Here is a 262-nt window from a genome sequence, read left to right as displayed (position 1 = left end):
GAAGCGGTATCCGCGAGGATAACGCCGGATGTTTGGTTTAGCGCAAGGCGCAGCCTGAGCGAGTGAAGGAGTGTACGAGTAGTACATGACTGAATGAGCGATGGATGCAACGAAGCGATAAGACAAACAGACAAGTTAGAGCTGGTCTGTAGCTCAGGTGGTTAGAGCGCACCCCTGATAAGGGTGAGGTCGGTAGTTCGAGTCTACTCAGACCAACCAATTCGCTGCAAGTCAGCTTGACAACGAATTTACCAATTTAGAT

The 262-nt window shown here is 50.0% G+C and carries 1 tRNA gene; it reads left to right on the top strand.

Annotated features, from left to right (window positions below):
• The first annotated feature begins 142 nt into the window (after positions 1 to 142).
• Positions 143 to 219: transfer RNA gene (locus LSG34_RS20690), tRNA-Ile, on the top strand.
• Positions 220 to 262: the final 43 nt, after the last annotated feature.

The sequence above is a fragment of the Rheinheimera faecalis genome (assembly GCF_021290965.1).
In the GTDB taxonomy this organism is placed as follows: domain Bacteria; phylum Pseudomonadota; class Gammaproteobacteria; order Enterobacterales; family Alteromonadaceae; genus Pararheinheimera; species Pararheinheimera faecalis.
Note: the sequence above shows the minus strand (reverse complement) of the source record. Positions and strands in the feature narration are given on the sequence as shown.